The organism is Microcystis sp. M015S2 (assembly GCF_020245945.1).
Classification (GTDB): Bacteria; Cyanobacteriota; Cyanobacteriia; order Cyanobacteriales; family Microcystaceae; genus Microcystis.
Genome location: NZ_JADBTX010000049.1, coordinates 1 through 21383, shown reverse-complemented (window position 1 = coordinate 21383; position 21383 = coordinate 1). Strand labels below are relative to the sequence as shown.

The following is a 21383-nucleotide window of genomic DNA, read 5'->3' as shown; positions in this document are numbered from 1 at the left end:
TTTTTGTGATAGCAACCTTGAAAAATTGGGGATTGTTGGCCTAAAACTGTTAGCAGTAAACCTTTGCAGTTAATGTCATGACTTCTACGCTGTTGCCGTTCTTTCGTGTTGTTTACGATAGTTTGTTCGATTTAGCTCAATCTGATGGATTTTGGGCGAATTTGGCAATCTCTGTCGGTTAAGGGGGTGAGGTCATAACAATCCGTTGCCAAAACCGACTTTTCAGAATACAATACATAAGAGTAGTCATTCATCGCTCAGATTAGTTAAGATGATATTACATGACTAATAATATTGACCATGATCGATTATTTAAGGAGTTAATCTCCACCTTTTTTGTCGAATTTATCGAGTTGTTTTTCCCTCAATTGATAGATTATTTAGATAGGGACTCGATTACTTTTTTAGACAAAGAAGTATTTACCGATGTCACGGAAGGAGAAAGGTATGAAAGCGATTTAGTCGCACAAGTTAAGTTTCGAGGAAAAGAATCTTTTTTCCTGATTCATGTAGAGGCGCAGGAAAGTTCCCAAAAGTGGTTTAATCGGCGAATGTTTACTTATTTTGCTCGTTTTCATGAGAAATTTGTCCTACCGATTTATCCGATTGTAATTTTTTCTTATTCAAAGCCAAAAAGAGCAGCGATTAGTCAATATGTAGTCGATTTTCCCGATTTTAAGGTATTAGAATTTAACTATCAAGTAGTGCAGTTAAATCGATTAAATTGGCGAGATTTTCTCAATCAACCGAATCCGGTTGCTTCAGCTTTGATGGCTAAGATGAACATTGCCGAGAAAGAGCGAGCCAAGGTAAAGGCGGAATGTCTGCGCTTGTTAATCACTTTAAGCTTAAACCCAGCGAAAATGCAATTAATTTCTGGATTTATTGATACATATCTTAATCTTAATCCTGCCGAAGAGATACAATTTCAAGAAGAGATTAGCACATTTAGTCAACCCGTACAGGAGGGAGTTATGCAAATTACCACCAGTTGGATGCGTCAAGGTATTGAACAAGGTATTGAACAAGGTATTGAACAAGGTATCGAACAAGGTATTGAACGGGAAAAGACATTGATTCTTCGCCAAATTAAACGCAAGTTAGGGGAGATTAATCCTTCATTAGAAACTAAAATTATGCAGTTAAGTATTGATGATGTCGAAGTATTAGGAGAAGCTTTATTCGATTTCTCTACGGTTGAAGATTTAATCAATTGGTTAAATACTTTAACTGCCTAGCTTTGACGTTAGCGATCGCCTTCTGACAACAACCCACTAAAATTGTCATAATGAAACAGACAAGCGCTAATTATGATGAACCTTGGAAAGAAGCATTAACCGAGTATTTTGAAGCGTTTTTATGCTTCTTCTTTCCTGAAGTTCACCAATTGATTGATTGGAGAAAAATTCCCGAATCCCTAGAAAAAGAACTCAAACGGATTACCGCTTCAGCAAAGACAAAAAAACGTTTTGCTGACAAACTCTATAAAGTTTGGTTACTCAGGGGTGAAGAAGTCTGGATTTTGATTCATATTGAAATTCAAAGTCAATACGAAGAAAATTTCCCTCAGAGGATGTATATTTATAACTATCGTGCCTTTGATTTGTATCAGAAACCAGTTATCAGTCTCGCTATATTAGGAGATGAACGAGTAAATTGGCGACCAGACTCCTATAATTATACCATTGCTGGCTGTGAAGTGAGTCTGAAATTCCCAACGGTTAAATTACTGGACTATGAGGAAAGATGGTCAGAACTAGAAGCAAGTAGCAATCCCTTTGCTATAATAGTCATGGCACACCTGAAAACAAAAGCGACTACCGAGAAGCTGCCAGAACGGGAACAGTGGAAATGGAAGTTAATCAGAGGATTATATGAAAAGGAGTTCGAGAGGGAACAAATAATTAAATTATTTGAAATCATCGACACAATGATGACTCTATCAACTAAATTACAGGAAAGTTTAGAGAGTAAAATTAAACAATTTGAGGAGGAAAGAACCATGCCTTTAATGAGTAATATGGAGTTACGAGGAAGGAAAATTGGTGAGGAAATTGGGGAGTTACGAGGAATAGAACGCGGTAGGGAAATCGGTAAGGAAATTGGTAAGGAAATTGGTAAGGAAATTGGAGCGTTAGAAAAAAGCCGCGATGCCATAAAAACAGTTTTAACTGTGCGGTTTGGACAGATTTCTTCAGAAATTGAAGAGATAATCGGCAAAATGACTAACCCTACTATCTTAGAAGAGCTACTAAAATTAGCAGCTACTGCTCATTCTCTCGCAGAATTTAAGCAGTCTTTGGCAAAAATCAACATCTAGAAAACGGGTTTCTTCTTGAGAAAACGGGTTTCTTTGAGAAACTATTTAGAAACCGGGTTTCTTTGAGAACCTATTTAGAAACCGGGTTTCTTTGAGAAACCCGTTTTCTTGTAATAAATGTTAATTTTTGTTATAGCACCCTTGAAAAATTGGGGATTGTTGGGCTAAAACTGTTAGCAATAAACCTTTGCAGTTAATGTCATGACTTCTACCCTGTTGCCGATTATTCCTCCTATTTACGATGTTTTGTTCGATTTTGCTCAATCTGATGGCTTTTGGGCGAATTTGCAAATGGCTTTTGGCACAAATTATGATGTGGTTAAGGCAACAGAATTACGAAATCAGTGGCAAAGTCGCAATTTCAGTCAACTTCCCCCAATTGAGGTACTCAGTGATGAGGTTTTAGGGACAGCGAAGGGTGCTTATGCGGTTAGCACTAATAAAATTTATCTATCAGAGTCTTTTTTGAATGTTGCTGCCTCAGAATCGCTAGTTAAGGTAATTTTAGAGGAAATTGGGCATTATGTGGATGCTCAAATTAATCCGGTGGATAGCGCGGGAGATGAGGGGGCAATTTTTGCAGAGTTGGTACAGGGGGACGCTCTGTCTGATTCTCAGTTGGCTTTATTACGAGCGGAGAATGATTGGGCAACGATGATAATTGATGGTCAGTTAACGGCGGTCGAGCAGTCAAATCCCACTCCTGCTTTGGTTGCAAGCTACCAAGGGCTTCGCAATGCCTGGGATGTTCGAGTTATAGGCAACTATGCCTACCTCGCCGATTTTTCATCAACGACAGCAGATGTGAAAATTGTTAATATCAGCACTCCTGCTGCTCCGGTACTGGTAGGCCAGTCTAACGCAACTAATGTTATTTCTGATGTAGATTTTTCTAATGGCTATGTGTATGCAGCAGATGGCACTTCAGGATTACGAGTGATTGATGTTAGTAACCCTTCTTCTCCAAACTTGAAAAGCACATACAACTCCCCTGGTGATGCTCAAGATGTGAAAATAGTTGGCAATTATGCCTATGTGGCAGACGGAACTTCAGGATTACAGATTGTTAACATCAGCAACCCAAATTCTCCTGTTCTCCAAGGAACTGCTGGAATATCTATTGGTGTTATTGGTTCAGTTTCTTCCGTAGATGTGGTTGGTAATTATGCTTACATTGTCAACAAGGGTTCGTCTACCGGAAGGCTGCAAATTATCAATATTAGTAATCCGGCCTCACCTACAAAATCAGGTGAGTATTCATTTGTCTTGGAAGGGTTTGTTTCCAATGTTCAAGTTTTAGGCAATTACGCTTATATATCTGCTGGAAACCGAGGACTGAAAATTATTGACATCAGTAACCCAGCATCTCCTGTCTTGAAAGGCGAATATTATTACAACTCCGGCGCTGAAGCTTATGATGTCCAAGTAGTTGGTAAGTATGCCTACGTTGTTTTTGGTTTAACAGGATTGGAAATTATTGACATTAGCAACCCATCTTCACCCACTTTAGCAGGGTCTTATAAGCCAAGAACAACATACTATGGGATGTCCGTTACTAACACAGCTACGAGTGTCGAAGTTGTCAATAATTATGCTTATTTGACGGTTCAAGCAGCCAGAGACCTAGGCGGTTTATGGATTCTAGATGTAAGTCAATTTACTGGGACAAATCAGCCTCCAAGTGTTGGTCTTGCGGTTTCTCCCGCAAGTGTGACAGAAGACGGGACACAAAACCTTATCTATACCTTCACTCGTAGCGGTTCCACAACAAATGCTTTAACAGTCAATTACACCATCGGGGGGACAGCTACCCTTAATACAGATTACACTCGTACCGGGACTACCAATACTGTCACCTTCGCAGCCGGTTCATCCACTGCAACTGTAATAGTTGACCCCACTGCTGATACCATAGTTGAACCCGATGAAACCGTCACCTTAACCCTCGCTGCGGGGATAGGTTATACAATTGGGACAACTACCGCAGTTACTGGAACAATTAATAATGATGACGTTTCCCAACTCTCGATTAACAATATCACCGTTGTCGAAGGTCAAAATAGTAATGCAATTCTTACCGTCACTGTCAATAACCCCAATCCACAACCAATTAGCGTCAATTATACTACTGCACCCGTTAACGCTACCGCTAATGTAGATTACACTAGCAAAACTGGAACTCTCACCATTGCTGCTAATACTTCTACTGCTACTATTAGCATCCCCATCCTCAATGATAACCTTAATGAAGCAAACGAAACTTTTGCCATTAACCTCAGTAATCCCGTCAATGCAACTCTTACCAATAACAAGGGAATTGTCACCATCAGCGATACCTTAACCGCTAATGTCACCACTACCCTACTCGCTAATGTGGAAAATCTGACCCTCACTGGTACTACAAATATTAACGGAACTGGTAACACCTTAAATAACATTATCACCGGTAATAGTGGTAACAATATCCTTAATGGTGCAACAGGAATTGATACCCTCATCGGTGGTTTAGAAAATGATACTTATCAAATTGATACTACTACCGATACGATTACGGAAAATGCCAACCAAGGTACAGATACTGTTCAATCTTCTGTAACTTATACCCTGGGAAATAACTTAGAAAACCTCACGTTAACGGGAACCGCAAATATTAACGGAACTGGTAACACCTTAAATAATATTATCACGGGTAATAGTGGTAACAATATCCTTAATGGTGCAACAGGAATTGATACCCTCATCGGTGGTTTAGGAAATGATACTTATCAAATTGATACTACTACCGATACGATTACGGAAAATGCCAACCAAGGTACAGATACTGTTCAATCTTCTGTAACTTATACCCTGGGAAATAACCTAGAAAACCTCACCTTAACGGGAACCGCAAATATTAACGGAACTGGTAACACCTTAAATAATATTATCACCGGTAATAGTGGTAACAATATCCTTAATGGTAGTGATGGGAATGATACCTTGATTGGTGGTACTGATAATGATACCCTAACAGGGGGTGCGGGTGGCGATCAATTCACCTTCAACAACCGCAATGAAGGGATTGACACAATTACTGATTTTCTCTCCAGTCAGGGGGATAAAATTGCTGTCTCTGCTGCGGGTTTTGGCGGTGGTTTAGCCGCAGGAGTTGCGATTACAGCCGCTCAATTTGTGTTAGGAACAACTGCATTAAATGCCAGCAATCGCTTAATTTATAATACAATCACTGGAAGACTATTCTTTGATGGGGACGGGACAGGTACACTAGCAGCCATTCAAATTGCAACTCTTAGTTCTAAACCCACTCTTACCGCCTCTGATATACTTGTATTAGTTTAATCTTAATACAGCTTGTCGGGTGCGTGTTTGCGGTTAAAAAGGTCTGTAAGCGTTTTCAACACCCTAGGAGAGGGGAAAGGGGAATTATGAATTATGAATCATGAATTGGGGAGAAGGGAGAAGGGAGCGGGAAGAAGGGAGAGAAAAAGCTAATAACTGATAACTGTTTACTGATAACTGATAACTGATAACTGCTATTCATACAAAATCTCATCAAAACAAGCTTCTCCCACACTCGATAAAGTCCTAGCGGCAGCTTTATCAGTTTTCGACTTCTGCACGAGGGTGCGGAATTGCTGTAGATTGTAACGAGCTTGGAATTTTTTAATCGTGCAGTCGCATAGGTCTTTTGCCACATCGGCAGCTAACCCCTCCCCACGCGCTCTTTGTAAACATTCTTGACGATAACTGTCGAAAGTCGTGGCAGTATTAGAACTTTGGCTAAGGTAAACCGCATTATTAGCCTGTACTGGAAAGGATAAAGCTAATAAACCGATAAAAGTTAGTAAGTATCTTTGATTTCCCATCATAATCGCTTTTTTAAGCCTAAAATCCCCCACTAGATTAGAGAACCGCTCCCTAAATTATAGATCGATCGCTTGACTCTTGGGTTCAACTCTTGGCAAACCGTCATCTGTTATGCTAGGATCAATACTGCTTGATCGGCGCCATCGCCAAGTGGTAAGGCAGAGGTCTGCAAAACCTTTACCCCCAGTTCGAATCTGGGTGGCGCCTTGAAAAATATCGGCAGTCTTTCTTTTATTACCTTGTCTAAATGAAGGTTTACCAAGGTTTTACTTGATAGGCTGCCACTAGATAGCGAAAAATATACTCGACTATCTCTAAATAATTCTCGGTAGTTTCTAGAGACTCACCCCACACAGTCACGCCATGGTAAGAAATCAGTAAAGCGGGAATTTCCGGGGGGAAAGTTGACAATCTACTTTCTATTTCTGCGGCAATTTTCGGCACATCGAGATAGTTAGCAAAAACTGGCATAAATACTTGAGGATTTTCTACCCAAATACCTAAACCTTTCAACATTTCTAAGGGAGGTAACGATAACTTGTCCTCGCGAGCAAAACGGGAAACTAAATTCGCTTCCACCGAGTGGACATGATAACAAGCTTGTGCTTGGGGAAAGAGGCAATAAATCACCTGATGAATGCTAGTTTCTGCCGAAGGACGATTATCCCGATGAGCTAATTCTCTGACTTTTCCCGTCAGATCCACGCGCACAAAATCCTCTTCTGTGAGTTTACCTTTACTTTTGCCACTGGCAGTAATCCAAAAACTATGATCATCAACTTTAGCGGACAAATTACCTGCCGTGCCAAGCATCCAACCCAGTTGATAAAATCTTCGGGCAGCGGCAACTAGAGACGGACGAGGATCGCTCATGGTTTTTAGAGATATGGTGGATAGGGAGTAACTATTATAACAAGTTGAAGCCCGCAGACGAACCACTCCTCAGCATAGCGGGTTGAGGTAGTTTATTCCGGATAATCTCGCTCAAAACTAAACCCAAGGTAGAATAGAGCGAGGAACTGGTGAGCAAAAAGGAAGATTTAACCGTGGCAATGTGTTAGGAATGTGTTAGGTTAAAGATAATTGCAGCTTTGATGAATCGAGGGTTGAGCCGTGAATAACAACTTTTTCCGCAGCTATTCTGTCAATGATTCTGGTTTGGGTTGTTTCTTATCTTTGATTTTAGTCGGATTGTTGTTAGGCTCGATCGGACTGGGTTGGTTAGTCAATGGTTTTTTAATTCTCGTGGCATTCCTAATCATTTCCCCCGTCATTGCTTGGGGAATTTTTCGCTGGTGGTTGCGACGCAATTTAGTTGAAGATAGCTGTCCCGTCTGTAGCTACGAATTTACGGGTTTTAATCGCACGGAATGCCAATGTCCTAACTGTGGTGAACCGTTAAAAGTGGCAGGGGGTAAGTTTATTATTCTCACCCCTCCCGGTACGATCGATGTCCAAGCGATTGAAGTACCTACCGGACAGTTGGAAGATTAGGGTCAAACCATTACCATCTAGGCACGCGCACCAAACTGAAAGCGGGGGATCTGAATTTTAACAATAACAGCAGTCCCAACAGGTGAATTGACCAATGAACGAGAATTAAGCCCCAAATAATTGCAAAAATTAAACTACTAACGGCAAGAGCTTTAAAAATATCATTATCGGTCTTTTGATACCAGAGAAGACTAAGGAAGGAAAGCAGTAGGAGTAGAAGGGGAAAGAGTGGGGAGAACATGGGGATCACCATTGGGTGAGGGGACTGTCTTCACATCCATAGCCTATCATTTTCCCTTGACAGCTACGGGTAGCAGCGGCTACATTCCCCCCTATTTGTCATAAATCTTTAGAATCAAATTAAAAAGTTTACAAGCCAATGTTTTAGTATAAAGGTGGCGCGACAATCATCCTCATTGTAACGCAAAATAGCCGCCAATAAAGTCCGATCTCCTGTTTTTAACCACTGGTCATACCACCAAACGCATTGATCCCCGCTTACTCCTCGATCGCGCCATTGAAAGCCAATCCAGTTAGCGAGGGATTTTAAAGAATAACTTTCCACGGGAAAAGTTACCGAGTTAACTACATGATAGTGCAGATCAAAACAGCGAGAAAATAACTGATTAATCAAAGAAGAAGGAGTTTTATAAAGATAACCTAATCGCTTAATTGTTTCCACTTCGTACTCAGAAAAGTGAAAAATGGGTGCTTGATAATCCTGCATGACTAAGGTTAAAAATTCCTGCCAAATCCTGCCTTCATCTTCTGGCTTTTCTGCCAAAAAGGGATAAAACTGCTGGGTATTAACTCGATAATCAACGCGTAAAATCCCCAAAAGATAATCTAAATTCTGTTCTGGTTCCGCTTCGATGTCAAAATAAAATTCAATCTCGGCCCTCGGTAGGGGGGACAAATAAGCAGTTTTGCCGTTGCTTTTGCGAAAGGCCCGATTTTCAATAATTGCTTGGGCCTGTAATTGTAACTGATTAGCCACCTCTACCCCCATACCCTCCCCCATACGGGTAGGACAGGTAAGCGCCAGGGATTCCATGGTGGAAACCCCCAAAGACTGTAAAAATTGGTAACGACTGGGAGTCACCCCCGGGACTAAAGAAAGATGTTGACTCGCTTGGGCGATACCATAACAGTGACTATACCAATGACATAAACTGCAACGCTGACGCGAGATAAAAACTTCTGGTTCTTGGCGATTAATCACCATTTCGCCGAACTTTTTGATTATTTCCTCTAGTTTAGTTAACCAGAGATTCAATTCCACCCGATAGCGATTATGACGACGTAGGACAATTTCCGCGTAATTGGGAAAAACTCCCTGCATACTGGCCAATAAATAGGCGTAAAAAGTAGCCAGCATTTTATATTCAGGCTTAGGACGGCGACCGAGTTGAATATTGAGGGGATAATAAATCCAATCGCCAAATTTCGACTTTCCTGCCTGTTTAATTAATAAATGGGGGGAACCGGTTAAAGAGACGGGATAGCCGGATTGTAACAGGACTCCGTGATAAATACAGGATACCCCCTGACGCATCAAAGCTTCCGTTTCCCTAGCGGCGGCTAAAATATCGCCGGTGGGGGTAGTCAGGGAATAATAATCGGGATAGGAGTCTTGCAGGACTTTTTTAACGTGAATTTGACTCTCCTGGCGCAATTTAAGCAAAAAATCTCGCTCAGGGTCTTTTTCTTGGCTATTGCCGTAGAGATTTAAAAACCCACGGCGTTGACAACGTTGGTAGTCTAGAAGTAGATCATCGGTCAGTAGCATTCTATACAAGGAGAAAAGTTAAGCTTTCCTGGACCAGTGAGGTAAAGTAAAAAATAATAAATTAAAAAAAGGAAACATTCCCAAGTGTGTTTCCTCTACTTTAATACTATTGTGACAATTGCGACTTAATGCGTCGATAGGATTCAGCCGTCGGTCGTTGGGAGTCAGGAAGTGGGGAAATGGGGAATTCAACTAAAACCCTAAAACCCGAAAACCCAACACCTTCTAACTGATAACTGATAACTGATAACTGATAACTGATAACTGATAACTGACCCCCCCATCTCCTCGCTTATGCAGAATTTAGACGAAAATAGCCTCGATTTCGCCGTTAGTAAACCGGATTTAGCCGAACAAAGACAGGAATTTCGGGGACTTAGCAATAAAGTTTATTTTAATTTCGGTGGTCAGGGAACCTTGCCCAAGGCCGGATTAGAAGCGATTATCGATGCCCATAATTTTCTCCAACAAAAGGGGCCTTTTTCAGGACGGGTAAACGATTGGATTACCAAAAAAACGGAACTTCTCAGGCAAGAAATGGCTCAGGAGTTGGGAATTAGCCCCAGCACTCTCTCTATCACCGAGGATGTCACTGTAGGCTGTAATATCGCCCTCTGGGGGGTTGATTGGCAAGCGGGGGAACATATTTTACTAACCGATTGTGAACACCCCGGAATTATCGCCACGGTTCGGGAAATTGCCCGTCGTTATCATCTGGAAATCTCCACTTGTCCTATTCGGGAAACTTTAAACGGCGGCAACCCGATAGAAGTGATTTCCGCTCATTTACGTCCAAAAACTAGGGTTTTGGTGGTTAGTCACGTTCTCTGGAATACTGGACAGGTTTTACCCCTCAAGGAAATCTCGCAACTTTGTCATCATAATTCTGTCACCGAAAAACCCGTTTTAGTGGTGGTGGATGCTGCCCAATCCGTGGGTTGTTTGCCCCTGGATTTAAGCACTACCGGCGCCGATTGTTATGCTTTTACGGGTCATAAATGGTGGTGTGGACCGGCCGGTGTGGGGGGATTGTATATTCGTCCCGAAATTTTTCCCAGTTTACAGCCCACTTTTATCGGTTGGCGAGGTATTGAAACAGATAACCGAGGACAGCCTATCGGTTGGAAACCCGATGCTAGACGCTTTGAAGTGGCCACTTCTGCCTATCCTCAATTTGAGGGTTTAAGGGCAACTATTGCGGTACATAACGCCTGGGGTGATGGGGGACAAAGATACGAAAAAATCTGTCAATTAGCGGCCTATCTCTGGGGGGAATTAAAGACAATTAAAGGGGTGAAATGTTTAAAAAATTCTCCGCCGGAATCTGGTTTAGTTTCCTTTCAAATTGACTCGGCCATCACCCCACAAAATTTAGTGCAACAGCTAGAAAAACAAGGGTTTTTACTGCGAACTCTCCTCGACCCCCTCTGTGTGCGTGCCTGTGTTCATTATTTCACTTTGCCCTCAGAAATCGAGCAGTTAGTAGCAGCTATCAAAAAGTTAGTTTAAACCGCGTCGGGGATATTTTTATCCCTCGGCCATTAAGCGTAATAATTCGTCGGTAGATAACTTGCCGCTGGCGTCGGTCCCCTCCAATAAACTATCGGCGAGATCGCGTTTATGGTGGTGCAGATCGACAATTTTTTCCTCGATCGTATCCTTGGCCACTAAGCGATAAATCGTCACCGGACGTTTTTGGCCGATGCGGTGGGCGCGATCGGAAGCCTGATCCTCCACTGCGGGATTCCACCAGGGATCAAGATGGATAACATAATCGGCCGCGGTGAGATTTAATCCTGTCCCCCCGGCTTTTAAACTAATTAAAAACACGTCCCCTTCCCCCGCTTGAAAAGCTTTCACCTGTTTCTGCCGATCGCTGGCTGGGGTACTACCATCGAGGTATTGATATTTTATCTGCCGTTGATCGAGATAACTGCGGATAATCGCTAAATGATCGACAAATTGACTAAATACCAACGCTTTATGCTGATTATCTAATAAGTCATCCAGAATTTCCCCGAAACGGGACAATTTCGAGCCGGGTAAATCCAAATCTGGAGCCACTAACTGCGGGTGACAGCAGGCCCGGCGTAATTTCATGATCTCTGCCAGTACCTGGAGATGTTTTGCCCCGGCGGTACTGTCACTCTCGCTTAATTTCTCCAAAGCACGCCGCCGTAAGGCCTCGTAAAACGCCTTCTCCTCGACGCTTAACTCGATCGGGACTAAAATCTCGGTACGCGGCGGTAATTCCGCCAGAACTTGGTTTTTTGTGCGTCGAAGCAGGAAAGGCCGCACCAGTTTTTTTAACTGTTCGCGAGCAGTTTTATCGCCGTATTTTTCGATCGGGGTGGCGAAACGGCGATCAAAACTTTCCAAGGATCCCAACAATCCGGGGTTAATAAAACGGAAAAGATTCCATAATTCCCCTAAATGATTCTCGATCGGTGTTCCCGTGGTGATTAATTTAAAATCCCCCCGCAGATTCATCGCTGCTTTCGATCGCTTGGTGGAGAAATTCTTAATCGCTTGGGCCTCATCGAGAACGATTGTCCGCCATTCTACCCCAGCCAACATGGTGGCCACTTCTTCCTGCTGTAATAACCCATAGCTACAGACCAACAGATCGAAGGGTTGCAGTCGATCGAGTAGCGCTTGCCGATCGCCTGTTCCCAGTTGGATGATATTTAAGGTGGGTGCGAACCTTTCCGCCTCACTAATCCAGTTCAAACATACTGAAGTAGGAGCGATCGCTAAAGTCGGTCCCTCGGAGGCGCGGGTTAGGATCACTGCCAGGGCCTGTAAAGTTTTCCCTAATCCCATATCATCGGCCAAACAGGCCCCGGCCCCCCACCGGGCCAGTCTAGCTAACCAGCGAAAGCCTTCCAATTGATAGTCGCGCAATTCTGCCTGTAGAGTTGAGGGGACTTCCGGGGTAAAATCCTGACTCTCCTGAAAGCGTTGTAAATTATCGCGCCAACGTTTATCGGCCTTGAGTTGTCCCACTTCCTCGGTGAGTTCCGAGAGCATCGGGGCAGCGAAGGGATGAAACCGCAAACCGTCCCCGGACTTTTCCGAGAAAGCACGCATTTCCTGTAACCGTTCCCGAAATGCCTCTGTTAATGCGAGAAATTGACCATCTCCGAGGGGAATAAACCGCCCCGGCGATCCCTCTAGCAATTTCATCAACTCCTGCATACTCAGCACCGATTTCTCCTCTAGGTGCAGTTCCCCACTGACGGCAAACCAATCCCGTTGACTGTGGATATTTAGGTGTAGGTCCTGTAATCGAAGCTGACGCGTCACCCGCCATTTTTCCCCTTCCGGCCATTCCACGAGGACACTATCGCTTAATTCCCGCAATTCCAGCAGTAGATCTAGACAATCCTCTGGATTTTCTAGCCGCCATTCCCCATTTTCTTCCTCGAAACTGATCAGGATCGGACAAGAATCGATCGCTGTTTGGGCCAGTTTTTTCTCCAGGGCCAAATCCCTAGTTGTTTGCAGCCGTTCCCCCTCGATCTCGGCGATCACTGTTTCTCCCCCTTTTCCAGGCCGGAAATAGGGACCGGCTGCCCCAAAAGGACGGCTGAGAACCGCCACTTTTAGACCCTCCCCAGCCGGTAAGAGATGAATCCGGGGTTGACTATCGGCCGCCACTGACCGGGCTGCTTTTCCTCCGCCGATATCGGAATGTACTGTCACCATCCCGGAGAGGGAATTGATCGCGGCCAGCACTTTTTCCCGGCCCTTGTCGGGAACTTCTAGGCGGTTGCTTTTGCCGATAATGTCGGCGATGCTTCGGTGTTCTGGCTTGACTTCGATTACCTTAACGCGAGTGGGGGTTTCTTTCCAAATCAGCACTTCTTGGTGATCGCTGAGATCGGGCAGTAAAGAGAGGATTAATTTACCCGATTTTTCCTTACTTACTCGCAATTCCGGTTCCCCGGCGACGATTTCTACCCGCGTTCTGGGGGAATCTTCCCAAAACACCAGGGGATGACCGATCAGTTCGATAATGGCCCGGTACTCAAAGTGATACTCGTTCTGGCCATAGTAACTGGATTCCACGAAGATATGGGCGCAAATTTTCAGGTCTTGCGGGGTTAAATAGTCAATTTCCCCGGTTTTTCGCAGACGTTTAAGGGAGACGGGACGGCCACGACTCCAATTACCCCGCGCGTCGAGTTTCTGTTCTTTTGGTTGCAGGAAATAATCCTCGGAATGGATAGAGAGAAACCAAGCAAGGCGGACGACGGGGTTAGATTTACCCGGGGTTGGTGTTGGCGCGCACAGATTAGTCAAGGCATTCAGGCACAGTTGCCAAGCTTCTTGGGGTTCGATCGCATCTACTAGGGGGGAAGGGAGATGCCATTTTATAACCACCTCCGCTTCCGGCGCTCGATCGAGTCGGGACAGTAGGGCCCCGGTTTCCAGGGCTAACCAATGGTAGCCGGCCGCCTTGGCATCTTTGTAGAGGGGCAAGAGTAGGCGGGGCAGATGTTTTTTAGCGATGCCGCTACTCATCCAGTAGAGACAGATACTACAGATAAGAGTCTCTAGACCCTGGCCGATTTGGTAGGGATTGATCGTCGCGTCGATGATTGCGTCTTTGGCCTGCATATCTCCCTGACGGGCAGCGATGATTTTTTCCAGACGGGCATAGATAGGACTGAAAGGATGATCGTTTTGACGCGTCACCCAACTGCTATAGCTGGCGGCTTCGGCGAGACGTTCGGGGGTTCCTTCTTTGAGGAGGGCGAAAATAAAGGAGAAGCCGCTAATCGAAGAAAAATAGATTTTTTGTTTTCCTTTGGCTTTTTTTAGGGCTTTAAGGGCGAGGGTATATTCTTGGATCGCTTTGCTGTTTTCCCCGCCCAGAAAGGCAATCCAACCCCGTATCGCCCCGATTGCTGCTGCTTGGCTTTCCGGGAAGGGGCGATCGAGATACCGACGCACTTTATCGCTTTGTCCTCGGATGATCGCCTGTTCAAGCCACAAATGGGCTTCGGAAACACTGGTCTGGTCTTGACAGAGTTCTTCTAGGAGGGAAAAAGCTCCATCGGCGCGAGTTATTTTTTCAAAAGCCTTGACAAGAATGCTATTTAGTGCTAGAGCTTGAAATTTGGTCGGTTGCGTCCGTAACCAATCCCCATCGAAGGGGTTATCGTAGATGAGAACCAGAAGGTCTTCTAGGCTGGTTTTTGAGGAAGAATAGCTGGTTTTCTGATAATCGGCGATTTGTTGTTCGATCGAGTCGAAATCCTGACTATAGATGGCCAGACGGATTTCTCGGATTAATTGCTCTTTTCCCTGAAAAACTAGGCTTTCATCCCAACGAGTCCGGGGTTGCGCCAGTTTTGCCTTGATAATCTCGGCAAAACGCTTGAATTCTCCTTTACTAACGCTATCACGGCTGGCAATCTCGACGAGGAGGGGATGACAGCGCGGCCCGTAGCCTTTGTCCTGGGTAATCACTTCCGCTTCTAGGAGGATATCTAAATGGGATTTCAGGGTTTGGCCGTTAAATCGCCGGTTGTTCTCGTCGCGGTAATGGGATTGATTTAAACAGTCTAGAAAAGTGCTGCGGGCGATCGGTTCATAGATTAGGGAAAAAAGACGGACGATCACCTGATCGAGTGCCGATAATTGTTGGTAGCGTTCGATGAGTTGGCGGCGGATTTGCTCGATATCTTTCATATTCGGTTATATTCGCTGATAATCCTAATCTTTTTGCGGGGATATGCCTGCAATTTATGGGCGGGTTTCCAGAAAAGGTTCGATATCGATCGGGAACCAATCCCCGTCTAATACCTGTTCGAGAGTGAATATAGACTCTAGGGGAATCGCATTTTTATCGACGATTCTGGCGTTAATCAGGGATTTTCTGGCATCGGAGTAGGCTGTCTCGAAAGTATCCCGCAGGTGATTGGCGAGAGTCGGACTATCTACCTTTCTTTCCAATTGAACCCTAAAATTGGCGATTTCTTCGAGCCAATGACGGGCATTCCGTTCTTTTTCCGATTCCCAATAGGATAGTTTCAGGAGATGGATTAATAATTGAGTTAACAAACTCTCTACAGCCTGTCTCTCGCTTTTTCCCATGCACTCCACCTCTTCGATCAGGTTTTCCCAGTCCACCAGGTCAAACTCTTTTCGCTTTAACAGTTCGGCGGTTTTTTCCGTCCAGAGAACAAAATCTTCCTCGTAGAGAGCGGTCATCATAGATTTATCTTCCCGACCGGGAGCGCAGGGTAATGGCTCGATTATAACGCTCGATCGCTATCGTTCGATCAGCTTCTAGTCCGGGGAATTTTTGCCAAGTTAGAGATTTATCCTCTAGCACAAGTTGTTCTTTTTGTCAAAAAAACTTTTTCTTTTTAACAAAAGTACACAAACATTTTGATCAACACTCTGGGGTAAAAAGGGGAGAAAGACAGAAGGTTACTAATAGTCTTTAAGTAGGCAGTGGAGATTTAGAGAGGGTTTCCAGGATGGCTCAACAGCTAAAAATACAAAAAGCACAGAAAAACCCATCGTTGCATACAGTAAAATTATACCAGAATCGCTGTAAGTATTGCCATCTCGTGAATAAATAAAAATGATTCTCAATTAATTCTTAAGAAAAAGTAAATATTGCGAAATGTAAATTGAAATCTTCTCAAGTATTAATGGTTTATTGATAAAAAATGCTTATATAAGCTAGACTGCATTGAAACCGCATCTTGAAAATTTTAGTACAAAGGCTCTGCTATCCCTTCTCCCCACTTCCCTTTAGCCAGTGCCTTCAGCCTAGAATTTAGGTGAGAAGATCGGTTGTTAGACAATCTCTCAATTTTTCAGATAAAATACGAACACTTGGTTCCGAAAAAATATGGCTATGCGCCCCATGAATATCATAAATTTCTAGTCCTTCGTCAGCAACGCCTTCCCATCCATTGGTTAGATCAAAAGCATTTATACCTGTATGTTTGGCTCTGAAAAGGGTGATTTTGCCCGGGTAAGATTGCGGTAGATAAAGTCGAGGGGGCGAAGCTTCTAGGGGCTTTGTTTCTGGTGTTTTTTCTGATGGCTGAACAGGAAAAGAAGTTCTTTGAATAATTTTTTGAACAGATAAACTTTTAAGTTTTTCGAGGAGATAAGAAACCCTCTCTTGAGGTTCAAATAATAAAAAGTTACCCCAATAAATTTGAGAATATCGGATCAATTCTGACATCAATTTTTGAAAACGAGAGCCTTTTTTCCAGTGGGGTGGCAGCTTAAGATGGGGATGTAGGGTATCAAATAAAATTAATTTGGCAACGGTCTGACCTTGTGCTTGCAGTTGTTTAGCCATTTCAAAGGCCACGTTTCCGCCATTAGAAACCCCCAATAATATATAAGGTCCTTGAGGGTAAAAAGCTTGCATTTCTTCAATGTAGTGAGCAGCCAAATTCTCGATGGGGGGTAACTTGTCTTCTTTTTCCTTCCCTTTTCTGGCAGCCAATCCATAATTTAAGCCATAAATAGGTTGTCTCAACCCTAAATAATTGGCCAAGGGACGGTAAAAACTTAAACCCTCCCCCAGAAGATGAATAGCAAACAGAGGAATTTTATCCCCCAATGGTTGAATAGGAACTAAAGAATACCAAGAGGATGACCATTCCCCTCTGGATAAAATCTTAGCTAATTTTTCGACAGTTGGGGCTTGATATAAAACAACGATAGATAATTCTTTCGAGCAAATTTTTTCAATTTCAGCCACAAGTTTGACCGCTAAGATAGAATCTCCCCCTAAGTCAAAGAAGTTATCATAAATACCAACTTCCTTAAGTCCTAAAATCTTTTTCCAAATCTGGGTCAATTGCCCTTCTAATTGATTACGAGGCGCTCGATAGGTTTGTTCTAGTGTTTGTTGAATCAGAGCATCAACCCATTTAATCGTAGCCGTAAATTCCCCCGTTTCTAGACGCTGTTTTAGGGATAGTCGTTGAATTTTTCCGGTGGATGTTCTGGGAATAGCGGATTTTTGCAGGGGAATAAGATATTTAGGGTTGATTCCTAGGGTTTGTGTCAGTTTTCCTCGGATATTTTTAGCCAAATTACCTAAGTCGCTTTCTTTGGTAATCGATGTATTAAAGAAGATCCCCAATTGCTCCGTTTCACTGTCGGCCTGTCCACAGCTAGAAGCCACTGTATAAAAGGGTTGAACTCCCTCTACTTCCTCGACAACGGCTTCAATCTCCTGACAGGAATAATTCTTGCCATTGACGATAATGATTTCTTTTTCCCGTCCAGTCACCGTCAAATAACCATCGTTGAGAAATCCCAAGTTTCCCGTATTAAACCAGCCATCTTCGCTAAAAAGAGTCCGATTTAGGCCGGGATTATCGTAATATCCCCGAGCTATTCCGGCACTCCAAATCTGGATAGAACCGATGTCCCCCTCGGCAAGTAAATTATTCTCTCCATCAACAATGCGAAGGCCACAACCGGGTAAAGGCTGGCCAATCTGCACAAATTGTTGACTATGGGAGTTGTACCCCATGGCCGTCCATTTACGGGTACTAGCTACTACCCCTGTTTCCGAAAGACCATAGGCTAAGCTGAGAACATCTGCCGGCAAGGCCAAGGGCTGTAGGGTTTCTAGAAAAGAACGACAGGTTTGCGGGACAATTTTCTCGGCACCGAGTCCAATAGTTTGCAGTGAGGATAAATCCCAGGGCTTTTGAGCAATAGCTTTAACTTCCTCTATAATCCTTGTCATCGCAAAGTTGGTTAATACCGTTGTCTTGACTCTATACTGGTCAACCGTCTCTATCCAACCTAGGGGATTTCCGAAAAAGCTGGCCGGGGGAAGATAAAGGGTTTGACCCAATTTGGGCCTAATTATGCCCATTCCCGAGGCATTATCGCAAGGAATCCAAGTTAAAAAACAGCTAGATTCATCATCATGTTCATTTTCGCCGAGAAATTGCCTGATAACGGTTAAAGCATCAAAGGAGACCAATTTGGGATTACCAGTTGTTCCAGATGTAGTCAGCAACAGAGCTAAGTCTTCCGGTTGGTGGGTGTGAAAATTCTGACTAGGAGCAAAGTTCTCGGCCTTTTCAAGGGTTAAAATCCTGGCATCAATAGGCTGACTGCGGGTTTTCATCGATGCTGCCAGTTCTTTTGTCGTTAAAATGACAGGATTAGCTAAAGTTTGCCAAACTTGCTCAAGTTTATTGGCAGCAGGGGTGGTTTCAGGACGATGAAAAGACACAGCAACGGGGACGGGGACAAAACCCCCTAAAAAGCAACTCCAAACCGCTGCTACAAACTCATGGCACTGTTCAATCTGGATAATGACAAAATCCCCGGGAGACAAACCTTGAGCTTGTAAATAACCGAGTAAAATGGTAGACCTTTGCCAAATTTCGCCGTAAGTCCGGTTTATTGGCGACTTTCCAGTTAAATCAACTAAATAACCCTGAGATGTCTTTTCTAGCTGTTGTTTTAAGATTGCCGCTAAACTAGATACTACCTCCAATTTACCGGTTATTGGTTGACCATAAGCGATCGCTGGTTTTTTGTCTTCCCCATTCCCTTCTGAAAAAGAGTCTAACCCTAAATTGCTCTGAAATTGTGGTTCTATTTGCCTAAAATGATCTAAACATTGGATATGCCTGGCAATAACTTCTTTAACCGTTAGAAATCGGGCCGTTTTTCCCTCTAGTTGATACTGAAAAGAGCCATTGCGGTGCCACTCTAGAGCGGGAGTATCGAAACCGATCCCTAACCGAGCGGCATCTTGGGCAATTTGAGCGACATTGCTTTGCAATTCCTGCCATAAATCCCGACCTAAATCAGTAAATTGGCCATATTTTCGCAATTGTTCCAGGCCAATTTGCAATTGGAGCAGGTTGGTCATCAGTTGACTTTTGGCAAAGTCCAGCTTTTCCCCCTCCGGATTACTGCGATAAAAATTTAACCAAAACCGAGTAACGGGTGTATAAACATAGACAGCATGAAAAATTCCTCTTAAAGGTCGTAAATCCTGTCGCCAAGGGGAATAATAGAGACTATTGGCCTGATCTTCCTCAAGGGAATTGCACAGGAGAGGGTTATTTTGTTCTATTAAAAATAGGCGATTATGGTGGAATTCATGAATAAAATTATCCGCCAAGCGGTAGGGATTATCGATAACACTACAAATTAATGCCCCCGGAAAGTCGGAACTACTTAAGTTGGTAAAGGTTCCTTCTTCTAGGGGTTTTAGGGCTATTACCTCCATAAAATAGTGTAATTGCCCAAAGGTTTGCGGATGATACTGCTCAATCAATGCTAATCCATCTCGCACCAGATTAATATATTTTTCTTGATAAGCCATTCCCGTTTTAACCACTGCTTGACCATCGGGAAAGGCTGGGGAATTGAAACAATAGGGCTGAAAGCGGAATTCTCCACCTTGAAGGTATAGGGTAGGGCATTGTCCAACTTTGAGATTTCCCCCTTTTAAAAGGGCATTGGCCGTTAATTCTAAGTATTCTCGCTGATTTTGACCGCCAACGTCTAATTTATTCCCCTCGATCCCATAAATTTCTACCTCCCCAGTCCCTTCCAAATAAAAAGATGTCCCCGGAATGGCTAGGGGCAAACGGCCATAAAAAGGGACTTTGAAATTATAGCTCCGTCCGGAAAGAAGGGCATGAGCGATCGCAAAGAGCTTGAATTGATTGAGATGAGCGATTAATGCTTTCAGGGGCGTTTTTTGCTTAATTTCGCCACAATATTGCCGAGTAACCGATGGTAAGGGTTTTTTGGTGAGGGCTGCTTTGACTAAATCAAAAGCCAATTGACACCAATGATAGGCGGCGGGATCTGACCAAATCCACAGGAAAAAATCGGCTTGATAGTTGCTTATCTGAGCAAAAGTTTCTAAAAATTCGCCTATTTCTCCCCTATGATCCTCAGATTTTAGTAAAGCATGATGGCGTTCAATAACTTTTTGTAAAGCGATTAGGGTATGGATATTTTGTTGTCGATAATTATCAAAAAGAGTTGTATCCGTCCAAAAAAAGGCGGCTGGCTGTAATTGAGAGCCGTTTTTAGTTTCGTGAGTTTCTAGCTCTATATTAGTTGACATAACTCGCTCAAAAGACTTTTTAAACGACTTGAACCGGGTTAAATTTTGGGTAATAAATTCCGATTTAAACCAGAAGACTAGACCAAAATCAATCTTTTTAGTCTAGTCCCTGCCAATCTTTATGTCTGCCCAACAAATTCTCCACCATTCCCGCGAGCGATAAAGCGAACTGAGGTTTGACTGTGGGGATTTTGTCCTTCTAGACTCGCCATCAGTTGGTTGACTTCTTGCTGTTGGTTAAGGCTGAGTTGACTGTAATTTAAGGTTTTCATGGTGAATTTCCTCAATGTTTTAATCGATGCAGTTCATCCTAATCTTCTTGACCAAAAATGTCAAGTTTAATTACAGCAGTTATTTGAATGGTGAGGTAGGAAGTGTTCGTTTTAGGGAACTCCGGAACAGTTAACAGTAGCCGGTCGTGCGGGGATAATACGAAATTAGGTTACATCTCATCTATTAAGAAATATTAACAAAACTGCCAGCCTCTACTATTAGGGGATGTGCCGAATAGGGAGCGTTAGCAAAAACCATGGCAGCAGGGGAAAAATTCCCTCTTTTTTTCTTGGTTCTTTTCCAGAAGGGGAAGAGAGCAAGTCTTACAGGTGCTAAAATTATCATTTTCAGACAAGTAAGCAGGAGTATAAGTTATGACTTTTATACCAGCTATTGATCCAGATATTGAATACCCCGATAGTGACGGTAAACCCATGGCCGATAATACCGAACAATATGAATGGATCGTTAAAATTAAAGAAAATCTTGAGATTCTCTTTGCTAATTCTCCTAACGTTTTTATTGCGGGGGAT

13 protein-coding genes, 1 tRNA gene and 1 pseudogene are annotated in these 21383 nt (G+C 43.3%); 7 read left to right on the top strand and 8 right to left on the bottom strand.

All coding sequences use genetic code 11. The annotated features are described in order from the left end of the window. Positions 1-281 precede the first annotated feature (281 nt). The 3 genes from IM473_RS10005 (at position 282) to IM473_RS09995 (ending at position 5659) form a co-directional block, all read left to right on the top strand. Positions 282-1238, top strand: a complete 957-nt coding sequence (locus IM473_RS10005) for a DUF4351 domain-containing protein (RefSeq protein ID WP_287659707.1) — start codon at positions 282-284, stop codon at positions 1236-1238. Positions 1239-1288: 50 nt separating this feature from the next. Continuing rightward, positions 1289-2320: an RpnC/YadD family protein gene (locus IM473_RS10000; protein WP_287659708.1), complete on the top strand. Its 1032-nt coding sequence runs from the start codon at positions 1289-1291 to the stop codon at positions 2318-2320. A gap of 201 nt (positions 2321-2521) precedes the next feature. Continuing rightward, a complete protein-coding gene (locus IM473_RS09995; RefSeq protein WP_287659709.1) occupies positions 2522-5659 on the top strand; it encodes a Calx-beta domain-containing protein in 3138 nt (1045 codons plus the stop codon). 194 nt (positions 5660-5853) lie between these two features. On the opposite strand, the gene IM473_RS09990 is transcribed toward IM473_RS09995, so the two are convergent. After that, complete coding sequence (locus IM473_RS09990) at positions 5854-6189, bottom strand: hypothetical protein (RefSeq protein ID WP_287659710.1); 336 nt, start codon at positions 6187-6189, stop codon at positions 5854-5856. 134 nt (positions 6190-6323) lie between these two features. Between IM473_RS09990 and IM473_RS09985 the strand changes: the two genes are divergently transcribed. Then, positions 6324-6394: transfer RNA gene (locus IM473_RS09985), tRNA-Cys, on the top strand. Positions 6395-6442: 48 nt separating this feature from the next. Here IM473_RS09985 and mtnB read toward each other — a convergent pair. After that, positions 6443-7060 (bottom strand): methylthioribulose 1-phosphate dehydratase, encoded by a 618-nt coding sequence (gene mtnB, locus IM473_RS09980; protein WP_287659711.1) that lies wholly within the window; start codon positions 7058-7060, stop codon positions 6443-6445. Between the two features lie 240 nt (positions 7061-7300). Between mtnB and IM473_RS09975 the strand changes: the two genes are divergently transcribed. Further along, positions 7301-7681 carry a hypothetical protein gene (locus IM473_RS09975; RefSeq protein WP_002760482.1) on the top strand — a complete coding sequence of 127 codons (381 nt, stop codon included), beginning with the start codon at positions 7301-7303 and terminating at the stop codon, positions 7679-7681. 10 nt (positions 7682-7691) lie between these two features. Here IM473_RS09975 and IM473_RS22550 read toward each other — a convergent pair whose 3' ends face one another. Together IM473_RS22550 and IM473_RS09970 are read right to left on the bottom strand one after the other, a co-directional pair. Further along, positions 7692-7934 carry a hypothetical protein gene (locus IM473_RS22550; RefSeq protein WP_045357690.1) on the bottom strand — a complete coding sequence of 81 codons (243 nt, stop codon included), beginning with the start codon at positions 7932-7934 and terminating at the stop codon, positions 7692-7694. Positions 7935-8036: 102 nt separating this feature from the next. Beyond that, positions 8037-9470 carry a TM0106 family RecB-like putative nuclease gene (locus IM473_RS09970; RefSeq protein WP_287659712.1) on the bottom strand — a complete coding sequence of 478 codons (1434 nt, stop codon included), beginning with the start codon at positions 9468-9470 and terminating at the stop codon, positions 8037-8039. Positions 9471-9764: 294 nt separating this feature from the next. Here IM473_RS09970 and IM473_RS09965 point away from each other — a divergent pair, with 294 nt between their 5' ends. Continuing rightward, positions 9765-10979 (top strand): aminotransferase class V-fold PLP-dependent enzyme, encoded by a 1215-nt coding sequence (locus IM473_RS09965; protein WP_287659713.1) that lies wholly within the window; start codon positions 9765-9767, stop codon positions 10977-10979. 18 nt (positions 10980-10997) lie between these two features. On the opposite strand, the gene IM473_RS09960 is transcribed toward IM473_RS09965, so the two are convergent. The 4 genes from IM473_RS09960 to IM473_RS09945 all read right to left on the bottom strand — a co-directional run bounded on the left by IM473_RS09960 (position 10998) and on the right by IM473_RS09945 (position 20849). Beyond that, complete coding sequence (locus IM473_RS09960; protein WP_287659714.1) at positions 10998-15170, bottom strand: DEAD/DEAH box helicase; 4173 nt, start codon at positions 15168-15170, stop codon at positions 10998-11000. Between the two features lie 54 nt (positions 15171-15224). Further along, on the bottom strand, positions 15225-15695 hold the full coding sequence (locus tag IM473_RS09955) for a DUF29 domain-containing protein (RefSeq protein ID WP_287659715.1): 471 nt from the start codon (positions 15693-15695) through the stop codon (positions 15225-15227). Between the two features lie 574 nt (positions 15696-16269). After that, a complete protein-coding gene (locus IM473_RS09950) occupies positions 16270-20577 on the bottom strand; it encodes an AMP-binding protein (protein WP_287659716.1) in 4308 nt (1435 codons plus the stop codon). Between the two features lie 119 nt (positions 20578-20696). Further along, positions 20697-20849, bottom strand: a complete 153-nt coding sequence (locus IM473_RS09945; protein ID WP_287659717.1) for a hypothetical protein — start codon at positions 20847-20849, stop codon at positions 20697-20699. Positions 20850-21224: 375 nt separating this feature from the next. Here IM473_RS09945 and IM473_RS09940 point away from each other — a divergent pair. Further along, a pseudogene (locus IM473_RS09940) lies at positions 21225-21383 on the top strand (Uma2 family endonuclease); the annotation flags it as partial.

Coding starts and splice junctions, on each gene's coding strand:
- IM473_RS09965 (WP_287659713.1), top strand. CDS start 9,765: ATGCAGAATTTAGACGAAAATAGCCTCGATTTCGCCGTTAGTAAACCG.
- IM473_RS10005 (WP_287659707.1), top strand. CDS start 282: ATGACTAATAATATTGACCATGATCGATTATTTAAGGAGTTAATCTCC.
- IM473_RS09945 (WP_287659717.1), bottom strand. CDS start 20,849: ATGAAAACCTTAAATTACAGTCAACTCAGCCTTAACCAACAGCAAGAA.
- IM473_RS09960 (WP_287659714.1), bottom strand. CDS start 15,170: ATGAAAGATATCGAGCAAATCCGCCGCCAACTCATCGAACGCTACCAA.
- IM473_RS09990 (WP_287659710.1), bottom strand. CDS start 6,189: ATGATGGGAAATCAAAGATACTTACTAACTTTTATCGGTTTATTAGCT.
- IM473_RS09995 (WP_287659709.1), top strand. CDS start 2,522: ATGACTTCTACCCTGTTGCCGATTATTCCTCCTATTTACGATGTTTTG.
- IM473_RS10000 (WP_287659708.1), top strand. CDS start 1,289: ATGAAACAGACAAGCGCTAATTATGATGAACCTTGGAAAGAAGCATTA.
- mtnB (WP_287659711.1), bottom strand. CDS start 7,060: ATGAGCGATCCTCGTCCGTCTCTAGTTGCCGCTGCCCGAAGATTTTAT.
- IM473_RS22550 (WP_045357690.1), bottom strand. CDS start 7,934: ATGGTGATCCCCATGTTCTCCCCACTCTTTCCCCTTCTACTCCTACTG.
- IM473_RS09950 (WP_287659716.1), bottom strand. CDS start 20,577: ATGTCAACTAATATAGAGCTAGAAACTCACGAAACTAAAAACGGCTCT.
- IM473_RS09955 (WP_287659715.1), bottom strand. CDS start 15,695: ATGATGACCGCTCTCTACGAGGAAGATTTTGTTCTCTGGACGGAAAAA.
- IM473_RS09970 (WP_287659712.1), bottom strand. CDS start 9,470: ATGCTACTGACCGATGATCTACTTCTAGACTACCAACGTTGTCAACGC.